Source organism: Rhodocyclaceae bacterium, from assembly GCA_020248265.1.
GTDB lineage: Bacteria > Pseudomonadota > Gammaproteobacteria > Burkholderiales > CAIKXV01 > CAIKXV01.
The window spans coordinates 103,448-119,237 of record JADCHX010000005.1 but is presented as its reverse complement, the minus strand read 5'-3'; the positions used below and the strand labels follow the sequence as shown (position 1 = coordinate 119,237).

Annotated in this window: 12 protein-coding genes and 1 tRNA gene; 4 read left to right on the top strand and 9 right to left on the bottom strand. The window is 69.0% G+C overall.

The features are described from left to right. The first annotated feature begins 49 nt into the window (after window positions 1-49). Window positions 50-125 (top strand) — tRNA-Thr (locus ING98_07825). A gap of 84 nt (window positions 126-209) precedes the next feature. Here ING98_07825 and ING98_07820 read toward each other — a convergent pair. Both ING98_07820 and tsaE read right to left on the bottom strand, forming a co-directional pair. Then, a complete protein-coding gene (locus tag ING98_07820) occupies window positions 210-1,685 on the bottom strand; it encodes an N-acetylmuramoyl-L-alanine amidase (GenBank protein MCA3101765.1) in 1,476 nt (491 codons plus the stop codon). After that, window positions 1,682-2,173, bottom strand: a complete 492-nt coding sequence (tsaE, locus tag ING98_07815) for a tRNA (adenosine(37)-N6)-threonylcarbamoyltransferase complex ATPase subunit type 1 TsaE (protein ID MCA3101764.1) — start codon at window positions 2,171-2,173, stop codon at window positions 1,682-1,684. Before tsaE ends, ING98_07820 begins: the two co-directional genes overlap by 4 nt. 53 nt (window positions 2,174-2,226) lie before the next feature. On the opposite strand from tsaE, the gene queG reads away from it, so the two are divergent. After that, window positions 2,227-3,339 (top strand): tRNA epoxyqueuosine(34) reductase QueG, encoded by a 1,113-nt coding sequence (gene queG, locus ING98_07810; GenBank protein ID MCA3101763.1) that lies wholly within the window; start codon window positions 2,227-2,229, stop codon window positions 3,337-3,339. Between the two features lie 31 nt (window positions 3,340-3,370). Here queG and glcF read toward each other — a convergent pair whose 3' ends face one another. Genes glcF through hyi form a run of 6 tightly spaced genes read right to left on the bottom strand, consistent with a single transcriptional unit; the run spans window position 3,371 to window position 10,235 of the window. Continuing rightward, window positions 3,371-4,630: a glycolate oxidase subunit GlcF gene (gene glcF, locus ING98_07805; GenBank protein MCA3101762.1), complete on the bottom strand. Its 1,260-nt coding sequence runs from the start codon at window positions 4,628-4,630 to the stop codon at window positions 3,371-3,373. A gap of 1 nt (window position 4,631) precedes the next feature. After that, window positions 4,632-5,729 carry a glycolate oxidase subunit GlcE gene (glcE, locus tag ING98_07800; protein ID MCA3101761.1) on the bottom strand — a complete coding sequence of 366 codons (1,098 nt, stop codon included), beginning with the start codon at window positions 5,727-5,729 and terminating at the stop codon, window positions 4,632-4,634. Window position 5,730: 1 nt separating this feature from the next. Next, entirely contained in the window at window positions 5,731-7,200 is a 1,470-nt protein-coding gene (locus ING98_07795; GenBank protein MCA3101760.1) for an FAD-binding protein, read from the bottom strand. A gap of 41 nt (window positions 7,201-7,241) precedes the next feature. Further along, window positions 7,242-8,531, bottom strand: a complete 1,290-nt coding sequence (locus tag ING98_07790; protein ID MCA3101759.1) for a glycerate kinase — start codon at window positions 8,529-8,531, stop codon at window positions 7,242-7,244. A 7-nt stretch (window positions 8,532-8,538) separates the two neighbouring features. Continuing rightward, window positions 8,539-9,420, bottom strand: a complete 882-nt coding sequence (locus ING98_07785) for a 2-hydroxy-3-oxopropionate reductase (protein ID MCA3101758.1) — start codon at window positions 9,418-9,420, stop codon at window positions 8,539-8,541. Between the two features lie 44 nt (window positions 9,421-9,464). Continuing rightward, window positions 9,465-10,235 (bottom strand): hydroxypyruvate isomerase, encoded by a 771-nt coding sequence (hyi, locus tag ING98_07780; GenBank protein ID MCA3101757.1) that lies wholly within the window; start codon window positions 10,233-10,235, stop codon window positions 9,465-9,467. 112 nt (window positions 10,236-10,347) lie between these two features. Between hyi and ING98_07775 the strand changes: the two genes are divergently transcribed. Together ING98_07775 and ING98_07770 are read left to right on the top strand one after the other, a co-directional pair. Continuing rightward, on the top strand, window positions 10,348-11,187 hold the full coding sequence (locus ING98_07775) for a MoxR family ATPase (protein MCA3101756.1): 840 nt from the start codon (window positions 10,348-10,350) through the stop codon (window positions 11,185-11,187). 13 nt (window positions 11,188-11,200) lie between these two features. Then, window positions 11,201-12,379, top strand: coding sequence for a VWA domain-containing protein (locus ING98_07770; protein ID MCA3101755.1), 1,179 nt, complete (start codon window positions 11,201-11,203; stop codon window positions 12,377-12,379). Here ING98_07770 and ING98_07765 read toward each other — a convergent pair. After that, entirely contained in the window at window positions 12,333-15,782 is a 3,450-nt protein-coding gene (locus ING98_07765; GenBank protein MCA3101754.1) for a PAS domain S-box protein, read from the bottom strand. The two genes, ING98_07770 and ING98_07765, sit on opposite strands and share 47 nt — an antisense overlap. Window positions 15,783-15,790: the final 8 nt, after the last annotated feature.

Here is a 15,790-nt window from a genome sequence, read left to right as displayed (position 1 = left end):
CCGCATTGCTATCATTAGGCCCTCGGAAATCGCCAGGGCGGTCAGCAGTGCTGATGTAGCTCAGTTGGTAGAGCAACTGATTCGTAATCAGTAGGTCGGAGGTTCGATTCCTCTCATCAGCACCATTCCCCCGCGGCGGCGGTGCCCGGTTTCCTCGATCCGCAGCGTTCCCGGTCCCGGCGTCGGGCGTCCAGGGTCACCGTCCACGGTCAGCGCGGGCGGGTGATTCCCGGCGTCTGCGCGACGTAGCGCCGGATGCCATCGAGGATCGACTGCGCGATGCGCTCCTGCTGGTTCTCGTCGGCCAGTCGCTGTTCTTCCTGCGGATTCGAGATGAAAGCGGTCTCGACCAGGATGGACGGGATGTCCGGTGCCTTCAGCACGGCGAAACCGGCCTGCTCGACCTGCTTGCGATGCAGTCGGTCGAGTCGCCCCAGTTCGCCCAGCACGCTGCGGCCCAGGCGCAGGCTGTCGTTGATGGTCGCGGTCTGCGACAGGTCGAGCAGGGTCTGCTTCAGGAGGGGGTCGGACACGTTCAGGTTCACGCCGCCGATCAGGTCGGCTGCGTTCTCGCGCGAGGCCAGCCAGCGCGCCGCGACCGAGGTCGCGCCCGACAGCGAGAGCGCATACACCGAAGCCCCGCGCGCCGTGGGCTGCATCCAGGCGTCGGCGTGGATCGACACGAACAGATCGGCCTTCAATGCGCGCGCCTTCACGACGCGCATCTGCAGCGGCACGAAATAGTCGCCATCGCGCACCAGGTGTGCGCGCATGCCGGGCTGGGCGTCGATCAGCCGCGCGAGCCGTCGACTGATTGCCAGCACGACGTCTTTCTCGCGCAGCCCGGTCGGGCCGATCGCGCCCGGATCCTCGCCGCCATGGCCGGGGTCGATCGCGATCACCAGCGGGCGCGTGCCGGGTGGCAGTCGGGTGTTTCGTGCCGACGGGTCTGGTCCCTGTGACGCGAATGCGCCGGGTGGACCGCCGACGGGGGCCTTTGCCCCTGTCGCGGCCGGGGCGGCTGCGCCGGTCTCTGCCGCCACCGGGGGGGCGGTGACAGTGCCCGCTGCCACCGATGGCGCGGGCGTCGTTCCGGCGGGCATGCCGGCGGCCGGGCCGCCCGGCACGGTCCCGGCGGCGGCCGCAGGACCGCCTGTTGCCGCTGCCGGGCGGGATGCGGGCTCCGACAGGCCCGCCACCCGCTGCCGCTCGAGGAAGGCCGCGACCGGGTCGCGCGCATTGGCCGGGAACAGGTCGAGCACGATCCGGTGTCCGAACTCGCCGATGGGCTTGAGCGCGAAAGCCTGCGGCGCAACGTCCTCTTTCACGTCGAACACCACGCGGATCACGTTGGGCTTGAAGCGCCCGACCCGGGCCTGCCGGATCAGCGGGTCGTCGACGCTCACCGCGCCACCGATCTTCGCCAGTGCCGGCCCGATGTCGATGCCGTCGAGTTCCAGTACCACGCGGTCTGGGTCGCGTACCAGGAACAGGCGCCAGGTGACCTCGCGCGGCGACTCGAAGGTGACACGGGTGGAATCGGGCGCCGGCCAGACGCGCACGGCGGTTACCTGCGCGTGTGCACTCGCCGCGGCCAGCAACAGCGCAACGCAGGGCAGGACCACCTGGAAAAGGACGCACAGGAGGGCCGCTGGCAACGCAGGCAGCCGCTGCAGCTGCTTCATGCGGGCGGCTCCGTGGCCGTGCCGCGCACCTGCAGCGCCGTGAGCAGTGCATCGCCACGTGCGCCGTGCGCCGTGAGGGTCGCCCTGCGAGCATCGCCTTCGACGGCGATGTCGATCCGCAGGTCCGGCGGCGGCAGCAGCGGTGCTGCGCGCTCCGGCCACTCGATCAGCGACACCGTGTCGCCACCGAGATACTCATCGAAGCCGGCGTCGCTCCATTCGGCGGCGTTCTCGAACCGGTAGAGGTCGAGGTGGGCGAGTTCCAGCCCGCCCGCGCGATAGGGCTCGACCAGCGTGAAGGTCGGGCTGCGAACCCGCCCGCGCTCGCCGAGCGTGCGCAGCAGCGTACGTACCAGCGTCGTCTTTCCAGCCCCGAGCGGCCCGCACAGGTGGATCGACAGTCCCGGCGCCAGCAGTGGCGCGAGCGCGGCGCCGAGCGCTGCCGTCGCTGCCTCGTCGGCAAGCACGCGTGTTAACGTCGATGGCATCGCTTGGGGCGCGCGCGGCGTCCGGACGGATTGTGTCGCCAGGGTGGCATTCGATGGCAGGAGCAGATTCCGGCAATCACGAGGGCAAGCCCGAGGGCCTGGAGGCGCTGGTGCGGTCGATCCGTGCATGGGCGGGCGAGCTCGGATTCCAGCACACCGCAGTTGCCGCTCTGGATGTGTCTGCCGCCGGGCCGCGCCTGATCGAATGGCTCGAACAGGGTTTCCATGGCGAGCTGGATTATATGGCACGCCATGCAGCGCTTCGCCTCGATCCGCAGAAACTGGTGCCGGGCGCGGTGCGTTCGATCAGCGTGAGAATGGACTACTGGCCCGCCGCCGCCCAGGATGCGCAGACCGTGCTCGCGGATCCGGCGCTCGCCTACGTGTCGCGCTATGCGCTGGGCCGCGACTACCACAAGGTTCTGCGCGCCCGGCTCGCGAAACTCGCTGCGCGCATCGGCGACGCGGCCGGGCCGCACGGCTGCCGGGTGTTCACCGACAGCGCGCCGGTGATGGAGGTCGAACTGGCCGCAGCAGCCGGGCTGGGCTGGCGCGGCAAGCACACGCTGCTGCTCGACCGCGAACGGGGGTCGTGGTTCTTCCTCGGCGAGATCTTCACCGACCTGCCGCTGCCGGTGGACGCCCCGGTGAGCAGCCATTGCGGCAGTTGCACGCGTTGCATCGACGCCTGTCCGACGGGCGCGATCGTCGCCCCCTACCGGCTGGACGCGCGCCGCTGCATTTCCTACCTGACCATCGAACTGAAGGGCGCGATCCCCGAGGCACTGCGTGCGCCGATCGGCAACCGGGTCTACGGCTGCGACGATTGTCAGCTCTGCTGCCCGTGGAACCGGTATGCAAAGCCTTCGGCCGAGGATGCATTCGTGGTGCGCCACGGCCTGGACCGTGCCTCGCTGGTGGAACTGTTCGGCTGGACCGCGGCCGAGTTCGAGCAGCGGATGGCCGGCAGTGCGATCCGCCGCATCGGCCACGAACGATGGTCGCGCAACCTTGCCGTGGGGCTGGGCAACGCACCGACGACGCCGGAGGTGGTCGCGGCGCTGCAGCGGCGCGTGGACGATCCGTCGGCGCTGGTGCGCGAGCACGTTGGCTGGGCGCTGGCCCGGCATGGCGCTGCCGGGGCAGTGGCCACCAGGATCGACTGACCGCCTGGGCGCGTGTTGATCGCGCAGGCGGTCAGGCCTCCTCGGGTGCGCGTGCGTCGGCATCGGACCAGAGGCGGTCTACCGCCTCGACCCAGTGTTCCACCGGCAGGTCGCAGCCGGACTGCAGATGGCCGAGACAGCCGATGTTTGCCGTCAGTATCGATCGCGGGGCGCCCGACTCGAGCGCCTCGACCTTGCGCGCCAGCAACTGCCGCGACAGGTCGGGCTGCAGGATCGAGTAGGTGCCCGCCGAGCCGCAGCAGAGGTGGGCATCCGGGACATCCGTCAGTTCCAGTCCGAGGGCGGTCAGCATGGGCTCGACCACGCCGCGCAGTCGCAATGCGTGCTGCAGCGTGCACGGTGCATGGAACGCGACGCGCTGGCCGGGCGCCGTGCGTGGCGGCACGGGAGCGCCGGGGCGCGCGAGTTCGGCTGCCACCACCTCGGACAGGTCACGCGAAAGCGCGGTGACCCGGGCCGCGCGCGCTGCGTAGGCCGGGTCGTCGGCGAGCAACTGGCCGTACTCCCTGACCATTGCGGTGCATCCGCTGGCGGTGACGACGATCGCTTCGGCGCCAGCTTCGATGGCCGGCCACCAGGCATCGATGTTGCGGCGCATCTGGACGAGTGCCTCGGCCGGGGCGTTCAGGTGGTGCGTGACCGCGCCACAGCAGCCCGCGTCGGTGGCGGGTACCAGCGACACCCCGAGCCGGTCGAGCACCCGTGTCGCGGCGGCGTTGATACCGGGGGCGATCGAGGGCTGCACGCAGCCCTTGAGCACGAGCATGCGCCGTGCATGGCGCGGTGCAGGGCGCCGTCCGGCGCTGCGCTGCGGCGGCACCTTGCGCGCGAGCGCCGCCGGCAGCATCGGCTTGAGGACACGCGCGGCGCGCAGCAGCGGGCCGAACAGTGCCGGCCGCGGCAGCACGGAGCGCAAGGCCAGGCGCAGCAGCCGGTCGGTGCCGGTGCGCGGGACCTGTTCTTCTACGACATGGCGGCCGATGTCGACGAGCCTGCCGTAGCGCACGCCGGATGGACAGGTGGTCTCGCACGAACGGCAGGTGAGGCAGCGGTCGAGGTGATCGCGCGTCTTCGACGTCGCCGGCGATCCTTCGAGCACCTGCTTGATCAGGTAGATGCGGCCACGGGGTCCGTCCAGCTCGTCGCCGACCAGCTGGTAGGTCGGGCAGGTCGCGGTGCAGAAGCCGCAGTGCACGCACGAGCGCAGGATCGACTCGGCTTCCGTGCCTTGCGGCGTGTCGCGGATGAATTCGGCGAGGCTGGTCTGCATGTCAGAGTCCCGGGTACAGACGGCCGTGGTTGAACACGCCGGCCGGATCGAACTCGGCCTTCAGGCGCTGGTGGATGCGCAGCAGGGCGGGCTCGAGCGGGGCGAAGCAGCCGGGCTGCGCGCCCTGCGCGGCGGCCGATCGGCCTCGGCGGAACAGCGTTGCATGTCCGCCGGCCTCGCGTGCCGCTGCGCGCAGCGTGTCGGCCGGCTGCGCCGAGCGTACCCAGCGCAGCGCACCACCCCATTCCAGCAGTTGCGCCGCCGGTTCTTCGCCACCGGGCACGAGCGGCGGTGCCGTCGACGGAACCGACATCCGCCACAGCGGCTGATCGCTCGCGAAGAACGGTGCCGTCTGTTCGCGCAGCTCGCGCCAGAAGGTGGCGGCGTCCTCCGCTTCCAGCGGGTCGCCGCCCAGGGCGTGGCGCGCCGCGCGCAACGCCGCGGCGGCACCGGACAGGCGCAGGTGCAGCGTGCCGCCCGCCCAGGCCGAGGCGGACACCGGCAGCGGCTGTCCGGCCCAGCGGTTCAGCCGTTCGAGCGCCTCGTGCTGTGCGATGTCGTCGAAGCGCAGCGTGGCTTCGGCCACCGGTACCGGCACGACCTTCAGCGACACTTCCGTGATCACGCCGAGGATGCCGAGCGAGCCTGCCAGCAGCCGGCTCACATCGTAGCCGGCAACGTTCTTGATCACCTGGCCGCCGAACACGAGGTGCTGGCCGCGACCGTTGAGCAGCTTTGCGCCGAGCACGAAGTCGCGGATGCTGCCCGCACTGGCCCGCCGGGGGCCGGACAGGCCGGCAGCGACGCAGCCGCCGATCGTCGCGCCCTGGCCGAAGTGCGGCGGTTCGCAGGCGAGCATCTGGCCGTGTGCGGCCAGCGTGGTCTCCAGTTCCGTCAGTGGCGTGCCGCAGCGCGCGGTGACCACGAGTTCGCTCGGGTCGTAGGCGACGATGCCCGCATGGCCACGGGTATCGAGTACCGATGCCTTGTCGCCCGACGGCGCTTCGCCATACCAGTCCTTCGTCCCGCCGCCACGTATGTGCAGGCGCTGCCTGCCCTCGAAGGCAGCGCGCACCTGGTCGATCAATGCGTCGGCCATCTCAGAACCTGTCCAGCCCGGGGTGCGGCAGTGCGCCGCCGTGGACCTTCATCCGCCCGTACTCGGCGCAGCGGTGCAGGGTCGGGATGCACTTGCCCGGGTTGAGCAGCCCGGGCGGATCGAATGCGCGTTTCACGCCGAAGAACTGCTCGCGCTCGTCGGCCGGGAACTGCACGCACATCTGGTTGATCTTCTCGATGCCGACGCCGTGTTCCCCGGTCACCGTGCCGCCGAGGCGGACGCACAGCTCCAGGATGTCGGCGCCGAACGCCTCGGCGCGCGCGAGCGACGACGGGTCGTTGGCATCGAACAGGATGAGCGGATGCAGGTTGCCGTCCCCGGCGTGGAACACGTTCGGACAGCGCATGTCGTACTTCGTTTCCATCTGCTGGATCGCGCGCAGCATCTCGCCCAGCCGCCGGCGCGGGATGGTGCCGTCCATGCAGTAGTAATCGGGCGATACGCGGCCGGCCGCCGGGAAGGCGTTCTTGCGCCCGGCCCAGAAGCGCAGCCGTTCGCTTTCCGAGGCGGACACCCGCAATCCGGTGGCACCGGCTGTGCGCAGGACCTCGGACATGTGCGCGATTTCTTCCTCGACCTCTTCCGGCGTGCCGTCGGCCTCGCAGAGCAGGATCGCCGCGGCGTCGAGGTCGTAGCCGGCGTTGGCGAACGGTTCGACCATGCGCGTGGCGGGCTGGTCCATCATCTCGAGCCCGGCCGGAATGATGCCGGCGGCGATCAGCTTCGCCACCGCATCGCCGGCGACGCCGACGTCGCCGAAACTTGCCATGATGCAGCGGGCGAGCTGGGGCCGCGGGATCAGCTTCACCGTCACCTCGGTCGTGATCGCGAGCATGCCCTCGCTGCCGATCAGTACCGCCAGCAGGTCCAGGCCCGGGCTGTCGAGCGCGCCGCCGCCGAACTCGACCACCTCGCCGTCGATGGTGACTGCCCGCACGCGCAGCACGTTGTGCACGGTCAGGCCGTACTTGAGGCAGTGCACGCCGCCGGAATTCTCAGCGACGTTGCCACCGATCGAACAGGCGATCTGGCTGGACGGATCGGGCGCGTAGTAGAGCCCGTACCTGGCGGCCGCCTCGGAGATCGCGAGGTTGCGTACCCCCGGCTGCACCCGGGCGGTGCGTGCCAGCGGGTCGATCGACAGGATGCGGCTCATCTTCGCGGTGGACAGCAGCACGCCCTGCGCATGCGGCGTCGCGCCACCGGACAGGCCGGTGCCCGCCCCGCGGGGCACGATGGGCACGCCCGCTTCCCGACATATCTGCACCACCGCGAGCAGTTCCGCTTCGGTCGACGGCAGCACCGTGGCCAGCGGCAACTGGCGGAACAGCGTCAGGCCGTCGCATTCGTACGGGCGCTGCGCCTCGTCGGTGTGCAGGACCGATCCGTCGGGCAGCAATGCACGCAGCCGACGGAGCAGTGCTTCCCGGTCGATCGCGGCTGCCGTCATCGTATCCATCGAACGTCGTCCCCGGTCTTGGCTCTCAGGTTTCAGGTCGCAGCGTCGACCAGGATCGCCCTGAAGTCGTTCACATTGGTGTGCGTCGGCCCGGTCACGACAGTGTCATCCAGGCGCTCGAAGAACGTGTGTGCGTCATTGTCGGCCAGCATCGCGGCCGCGTCGATGCCCATGTGTCGTGCCCGTGCCCAGGTGTCCGGGGCGATCAGCGCTCCGGCCGCCGGTCCGGCGCCATCGATGCCATCGGTGTCGGCGGCGATCGCATGCACGCCAGCCTGGCCGCGCAGCGAGCAGGCCAGCGCGAGCAGGAACTCGACGTTGCGTCCGCCACGGCCGCCCCCGCGTACCGTCACGGTCGTCTCGCCGCCGGACAGCAGGACGCAGCGCGGCGGCAGTGGCTGGCCGTGCCGCACCACCTGGCGCGCGGTTGCGCCGAGCACGCGTGCGACCTCCCTGGCCTCGCCTTCGATCGCGTCGCCGAGGATCAGCGGCGTGTAGCCGGCGTCGCGTGCCACCGATGCGGCGGCCTCGAGGGCATCTTGCGGACGCGCGACCAGCCGGGTGGTGGCGTTCGCCAGCCGTGGATCGCCGGGCTTGGGCGTCTCGGCCTCCGGCGTGCCCAGGAAGGCCAGCGCGCTCGCCGGCTGGTCCAGCCCGTACGTGGCCAGTACCCGCAGTGCGTCGGCGCGGGTCGTGCTGTCGCCGACCGTCGGGCCGGAGGCGATGATCTCCAGCGCATCGCCGGGCACATCCGAGATCGCGAGCGTGGCGATGCGCGCCGGATGGCAGGCCAGTGCCAGGCGTCCGCCCTTGACGCGCGACAGGTGCTTGCGCACGCAGTTCATCTCGCCGATGTCCGCGCCCGACTGCAGCAGCACCCGGGACAGTGCCTGCTTGTCCGCCAGTGGCACGGACGCAGGCGGGCAGGCGAGCAGCGCCGAGCCGCCGCCGGAGATCAGGCAGACGACCAGATCGCGCGCATCCAGCCCCGACACGAGGTCGAGCAGGCGGGCGGTGGCTGCCACGCCGGCCTCGTCCGGTACCGGGTGCGCCGCCTCGACCACCTCGATCTTCCGGCACGGCAGCGCGTGCCCGTAGCGGGTGATCACCATCCCCTCGATCCGGTCGAGGTCGGCCGCCCACGCAGCCTCGACCGCCCGGGCCATCGACGCTGACGCTTTGCCGGCGCCGATGACGATCGTGCGGCCGCCGCCCTCGCGCGCGGGCAGCGGCGGCAGCGCGGGACCGACGCAGTGCATCGGATCGGCAGCCGCGACCGCCGCGCGGAACATCGCCAGCAGCAGCTCGCGTTGCGCGCTCATCGGTGCTTCAGCCGACCGTCTTGCCGGCCAGCGCTTCGAGCGCCCGCACCATCGCCGAGTGGTCCCACTTCGAGCCGCCCAGCCCGCCGCAGGCATTGAACAGCTCCTGTGCGGTGGCCGTGTTCGGCAGGCTCATGCCCATCGCGCGCGCACCGGCCAGCGCCAGCGAGAGATCCTTCTGGTGCAGTTCGATACGGAAGCCCGGGTCGAACGTGCGCTTGACCATCCGCTCGCCGTGGACCTCGAGCACGCGCGAGGCGGCGAAGCCACCCATCAGTGCCTCGCGGACCTTGGCCGGATCGGCGCCAGCCTTTGCCGCGAACAGCAGCGCCTCGCCGACCGCCTCGATGTTGAGCGCGACGATGATCTGGTTGCACACCTTGCAGGTCTGGCCGTCGCCGACACCGCCGACCAGGGTGATGTTCTTCCCCATCAGCGCGAACAGCGGCTTCACCCGTTCGAACACGTCAGGCTTCGCACCGACCATGATCGTGAGCGAGGCGGCCTTGGCACCCACCTCGCCGCCGGATACCGGCGCATCGACATACTCGCACCCCAGCGATTCGATGCGCGCGGCGAAGCACTTGGTCTCTATCGGCGAGATGGAACTCATGTCGATTACCACCTTGCCCTTCGACAGCCCTGCGGCGACGCCCGCCTCGCCGAACAGCACGCGCTCGACGTCTGGCGTGTCGGGCACCATCGTGATCACGATGTCGGCTGCACGCGCCACTTCGGTTGCATTCGGGCAGGCCTTGCCGCCGGCGGCGGTGAGTTCCGCCGGCACGCCGCTGCGGCTGTGCAGGAACAGGCTGTGGCCGCCCTTGATCAGGTTGAGTGCCATCGGCCTGCCCATGATGCCCAGTCCCACGAATCCGATGTTCGCCATGTTGCCGTTCTCCCTCGTTGTTCAGGTCCGGCCTGCGCCGGTGGTCATCCGCGCAGCCAGCCGAGGCTGGCTTCCGTGCCGGCGCTCGGCCGGTATTCCGCGCTCATCCATCCCGTGTAGCCGAGCCGGTCGACATGGCCGAACAGGAAGGGAAAGTTGATCTCGCCGGTGCCGGGTTCATGCCGTCCGGGCGTATCTGCGAACTGCATGTGCGCGATGCGCGGCAGCAGGCGTTCGATGGTCGGGGCGAGGTCGCCCTCCATCACCTGCATGTGGTAGACGTCGTACTGCAGGTAGAGGTTGTCGCTGCCCGCTTCGTCGAACAGTTCGATCGCCTGCGCCGAACGGGTCAGGTAGAAGCCGGGCATGTCGCGATCGTTGATCGGCTCCGACAGCATGCGTACCCCGTGCGCGGCCGCCGTGCCGGCGGCATAGCGCAGGTTTTCGACGAAGGTCTCGCGCACCTGCAGCGGATCGGCGCCGTGCGGTGGCATGCCGGCCAGGCAGTTCACCTGGCTGCAGCCCAGTGCGGCCGCGTACTCCAGTGCAAGTCCGACGCTGTCCCGGAACTCCGCGACCCGGCCCGGATGGGCGGCGATCCCCCGTTCGCCCGCTTCCCAGTCGCCGGCCGGCAGGTTGAACAGCACCTGCGTCAACCGGTGCTCTTCGAGCAGGGCGGCGATACGTGCCGCGGGCAGCGCATACGGAAAGAAGTATTCGACGCCGGCGAACCCGGCCGCGGCGGCGCGCGCAAAGCGCTGCTCGAAGGGTACCTCGTGGAACAGGAAGGACAGGTTCGCGGCGAAGCGGGGCATGGGCGGGATTCCGCGCGTGTGGACGGCAAGGGGTGCGGGTGGGATTGTAGCCCCGGCCCTATAATCGTCGGCACGTGCTTCCTGCCCACATCCGTCCGAAAGGCTCGACCCGATGTTCACCGGTACCGAACGCTACATCGCCACCGACGACCTGAAGATGGCGGTGAATGCCGCGGTCACCCTGCAGCGGCCGTTGCTGATCAAGGGCGAACCCGGCACCGGCAAGACCATGCTGGCCGAGGAGGTCGCCGGAGCGCTCGGTCGTCCGCTGTTCGAATGGCATGTGAAGTCGACCACCAAGGCCCAGCACGGCCTGTACGAGTACGACGCGGTATCGCGCCTGCGCGACTCGCAACTCGGCGAGGCGAAGGTCGCCGACATTTCGAACTACATCGTGCGCGGCAAGCTGTGGGAGGCGTTCGAGTGCGCCGAGCCGTCGGTCGTACTGATCGACGAGATCGACAAGGCCGACATCGAGTTCCCGAACGACCTGCTGCGCGAACTCGACCGGATGGAGTTCTACGTCCACGAGACGCGGCAACTGGTGCGCGCGACGCACCGGCCGCTGATCATCATCACCAGCAACAATGAGAAGGAACTGCCCGACGCCTTCCTGCGCCGCTGCTTCTTCCACTACATCCGCTTCCCCGATCGCGACACCATGGCGCAGATCGTCGACGTGCACTTCCCCGGCATCAAGCAGGCCCTGGTGCGCGAGGCGATGGAGGCCTTCTTCGAGCTGCGCGAGGTACCTGGCCTGAAGAAGAAGCCGTCGACATCGGAACTGCTCGACTGGCTGAAGCTGCTGATGGCCGAGGACATCCCCGCCGAGGCGCTGCGCAGCAACGACAACGGCAAGATCCTGCCGCCGCTGCATGGCGCGCTGCTGAAGAACGAGCAGGACGTCCACCTGTTCGAGCGGCTGATCTTCATGTCGCGGCGCAAGGGCTGACCGCAGGCGCGCGATGCTGATCGACTTCCTGTTCGAGCTGAAGAAGGCCGGGCTGCCGGTGTCGCTGCGCGAGTTCCTCACGCTGATCGAAGGCCTGCAGCGCCATGTGGCCTGGGGCAGCATGGACGACTTCTACTACTTTGCCCGTACCGCGCTGGTGAAGGACGAATCGAACCTCGACCGCTTCGACCGCGTGTTCGGCGCGTACTTCAAGGGGGTGATGTCGCAGGCGCCCGACCTGCGCACCGCCATCCCTGACGAATGGCTGCGCAGGCAGGCCGAGAAGCTGCTGACCGACGAAGAGAAGAAGCTGATCGAATCCCTCGGTGGCTGGGACAAGCTGATGGAGACGCTCAGGCAGCGCCTGGAGGAGCAGAAGGGCCGCCATCAGGGCGGTTCGAAATGGGTCGGCACCGCCGGCACCAGCCCGTTCGGCGCATACGGCTACAACCCCGAGGGCGTGCGCATCGGCCAGCATGAATCGCGCAACCGCCGGGCGGTGAAGGTCTGGGACCGGCGCGAGTTCCGCAACTTCGATTCCGATGTCGAACTGGGCACGCGCAACATCAAGGTCGCGCTGCGCCGGCTGCGCCGCTTCGCGCGCGAGGGCGCCGCAGAGGAACTCGACCTGGACGACACGATCCGCTCGACCGCGCGCAATGCCGGCTGGCTCGACCTGAAGCTGGTGCCCGAACGGCACAACGCGGTGAAGGTGCTGCTGTTCCTGGATGTCGGCGGCTCGATGGACGACTACATCCGCGTGGTCGAGGAACTGTTCTCGGCCGCGCGCGGCGAGTTCAAGCACCTCGAGTACTTCTACTTCCACAACTTCGTCTACGAGTCGGTATGGAAGGACAACCGGCGCCGCTTCGACGAGCGAAGCCGGCTGATGGACGTGTTGCACAAGTTCGGCAACGACTACAAGCTGGTGATCGTCGGCGACGCGACGATGAGCCCGTACGAGATCCTGCTCGCCGGTGGCAGCGTCGAGCACAACAACGACGAGCCGGGTGCTGTCTGGTTGCAGCGGCTGCTCGACGTGTACAGCCACGCCGCATGGATCAATCCTCAGCCGGAGTCGCGCTGGGAGTACCACGAGTCCATTGCGCTCACCCGCAAGCTGATGGGCGAGCGGATGTTTCCGCTCAGCCTCGAGGGCCTTGAGCGCGCGATGCGTTCCCTCGCCCGCTGACCCGGGCCAGTGCGGCGGTGGAAGACCCTGCGGGTGCGCCGCCGAGGAAACGCGCAGCGAACCCGGCAGCCGGCAGCGGGCGGCTGAACAGGTAGCCCTGGTACTCGTCGCAGCCCATCGTGCGCAGGATGGCCAGCTGTTCCGGCGTTTCGACCCCCTCGGCGACCACGCGCAGCTGCATGTGGTGTCCGATCGACACCACGGCGGCCGTGATGGCGGAATCGTCCGGGTCCTCGACGATGTCTCGCACGAAGGTCCGGTCGATTTTCAGCGCGTCGATCGGGAACTTCTTCAGGTAGGCGAGCGACGAATAGCCGGTGCCGAAGTCGTCCAGAGAGATCTGCACCCCGAGGTCGCCGAGCCGGCGCAGCACCTTCACGTTCTCGTCGACCTGCAGCATCAGCAGGCTTTCGGTCATCTCCAGCTCCAGCTGCGAGCCGTCCATGCGGTGCGCCCGGAGGATGCGTTCGACGCCGAGCACGAAGGCGGGCGAGAGCTGGCCGACGGAGACGTTCACCGCGAGCCTGGGCGGCGTCAGGCCGGCATCGAGCCATGCCCGCATCTGCGCGCACGCCGCGTCGAGCGCCCAATCGCCGAGCGGCACGATCAGGCCGCTTTCCTCGGCGATGCGGATGAAACGGCCGGGTGCGAGGACGCCCTCGTCGGGATGGTTCCAGCGCAGCAGCGCTTCCATGCCGACGACCGTCGAGTCATCCATCCGTGCCTGCGGCTGGAAGTGCAGCTCGAACTCGCCGCGCTCGAGCGCGCGGCGCAGCGCCGTCTCGATCGACAGCCGTTCGACCGCGCGCGAATGCAGTTCGGTGGAGAAGTACTGGTAGTTGCCGCGCCCGCGTTCCTTCGCGTAGTACATCGCCGCGTCCGCGTTCTTCATCAGCGCCTGGGCGTCTTCGCCATCGGTCGGGTAGAGGCTGATGCCGATGCTGCACGAGGAAGACAGCTGATGCCCCTCGATCAGGTAGGGGCGGGCGAGCAGACTGAGCACCTTGCTCGCGACCTGCGAGGCCGCCTGGGAATCGGTCAGCCCCTGCAGCAGCAGGACGAATTCGTCGCCGCCCAGGCGTGCCAGCGTGTCTTCCATGCGCACGCAGCTGGCCAGCCGTGCGGCGACCTGCTTCAGCAACTCGTCGCCTACCCAGTGCCCCAGCGAATCGTTGATCGTCTTGAACTGGTCGAGATCGATGAAGAGCAGCGCCAGCTGGGTGCCGCTGCGCGCCGCGCCTGCCATTGCATGCGTGATGCGGTCGCGCAGCAGGAGGCGATTGGGCAGCTCGGTCAGCGGATCGCGCGTGGCCAGGAACTCGATGCGCTCCTGCGCTGCCCGCTGCTCGGTGATGTCCTGCACCACGCCGACCATGCGCAGGGGCTGGTCGTGGTCGTCGCGGATGATCGCCGCGTGTTCATGGATCCACCGTTGCGCGCCATCGGGCCGGACGATGCGGTACTGGTTGGTGAACGGCCGGCGTACCGAGATCGCCTGTTCGTGCGCGGTGCGCACGCGCGCGACGTCGTCCGGGTGGAGCAGTTCCCAGAAGGTTTCCGCGCTGCCGTCGAAGGCGTCACCCCCCATGCCGAAGATACGCCTCGTCTCTTCGCTCCAGGTGAGCGTGCCGCCGGTGAGGGATAGCGCCCAGCTGCCGATGCTGCCGACTTCCTGTGCCTGTTCCAGGAACAGACGGTGGTCTCGCAGTGCTTCTTCTGCCTGCACCCGCTCGCTGATGTCGCGGTTGATGCTGATCTCGCCGAGGTGCTTTCCGTCTTCGTCGAACAACGGCGAGAGCGATACTTCGACGTGGATGCGACGGCCGTCCTTGGTAAGGCGGACTGCCTCCCATGTATCGGCCGTGTGCGTTTCGATGCGTTCGATCGCGGCGCGCAGTTCCGGTTCGCTGGCATCCGGCACGGTCAGTGAGAGGAAATTCCGGCCCACGGCCTCGGCGGCGCTCCACCCGAAGATGCGTTCGGCACCCCGGTTCCAGGTGAGGATGCGATTGTGCGTGTCCTTGGTGATGATCGCGTCGTAGCTCTGGTCGACGATCAGTGCCAGTTCGCGGTTGCGCGCCTGGGTTACGCGCAGCGCGGCTTCCGCCTGCTCGCGCTCGGTGATGTCGCGCACCATGCTGATCTCGCCGATGTGACGTCCGCTCTCGTCGAACAGCGGCGAGACGTTCACGTCGACGTGGATCAGGGTGCCGTCGCGCCGGTAGCTCACGGTGCGCCAGGCATCTGGAACACCACGGCGCACCTGTGCGATTCGCCGCGCGACGTCGGTGCCCGTCGCGGAGGGGCGCAGCAGCAGGGTGATGTTGCGGCCCACCGCTTCGGCCTGGCTCCAGCCGTACATCCGCTCGGCGCCAGCGTTCCACGACAGCACGATGTTGTCGAGATCCTTGATGAGGATCGCTTCGGAACTCTGCTCGACCACCGCCGCCAGCAGACGGTTGCGCGCCTCGCTGGCCCGCAGGGCCTGTTCGGTCTCGAGACGTTCGGTCAGGTCGCGCGAGATGGTGATCTGACCGATCAGGCGGCCTTCGGCATCGCGCAGCGGCGACTGCCTGATCTCGATGTCGACCATGCGGTCGCCGGCGGTACGGATGCGGGTGCGGCGGGTCATGGAAACACCTGCGCGCAGGTCTGCGATGCGCAAGGCAATGGTCTCCGCGGAGCGATCCAGTCCCAGCAGTTCGGTCGCGTTGCGGCCGACGACATCGGCGGCCGAATGCCCGAACAGCATGGTCGCGCCTGCGTTCCAGGTGACGATCCGGTTGTCCAGGTCGCGCGTGATGATCGCGTCCTGGCTCTGACTCACGATCTCGGCGAGCAGGCGGTTCTCGGCCTCCCGTTCGCGCAGCCGCCGCTCGGACACCACCCGGTGAGTGACATCGCTCGAAACGCCCCGGGACCTGCCTTCGGCGTCTTCCGGCACCTGCGCGCCGCGCAGTTGCCCGGTCAGGTCGTCCACCACGACCATGATGAATGACGGAAGGCCAGCGTCATCGCGCACCATCGAGATCGTCGCGCTCGCTTCAAGCCAGCTGCCATCCGCGCGCCGCAATCGCCGCTGCACACCATAGCTGTCGCGTTCGCCGGAGAGCATCGAGTCGCGCAGCGCGAGGCTGCGCGGCAGATCTTCCGGGTGCACCTGCGTGCGGAAGTCCAGCGCCAGCAGTTCCGCCTCGCTGTGGCCGGTCATCTCGCAGAGTGCCGCGTTGACGCGCATGCGCTGCCCTTCGAGGTCTGCGGCCACGATGCCAGTGCGGGCGCTGCGGAAGATCGCATCGATCACCGCGGCGTTCGGACAGGCCTGCACCCGGATCGCTGCCCCAGCCGCGGGGCCGGACGCGTCCTCCGCTGCCAGTATCGCGCGTTGCAGGGGTTCGTTCATCGCGTCGG